The 260-nt window shown below is 58.8% G+C and carries 1 pseudogene; it reads left to right on the top strand.

The features are described 5' to 3' along the window. Positions 1-260 (top strand): annotated as a pseudogene (locus tag ACCD11_RS28425) (hypothetical protein); the annotation flags it as partial.

Below are 260 nucleotides of genomic sequence, written 5' to 3'. Positions count from 1 at the left end.
CCTCTTCGCCTGTTACACCGGCACCGCCTATGCCGATGCGGTAAGCATCACCCGGAAGAACCTCTTCCGGGATGACGAGGGCAGCCTCTGGCTGAAATACCAGCGAAAGAAAACCGACTACCTCGGACGTGTCAAGCTGCTTCCGGAAGCCGTCGCGTTGATTGAGAAATACCGGGACGATACCCGCGAGACTCCTTTCCCGCCGCAGGACTACCACACCCTCAGGGTCAATATGAAATCCCTGCGCCTGATGGCAGGGC

The sequence above is a fragment of the Variovorax sp. Varisp36 genome, assembly GCF_047304235.1.
In the GTDB taxonomy this organism is placed as follows: domain Bacteria; phylum Pseudomonadota; class Gammaproteobacteria; order Burkholderiales; family Burkholderiaceae_C; genus Variovorax.
Note: the sequence above shows the minus strand (reverse complement) of the source record. Positions and strands in the feature narration are given on the sequence as shown.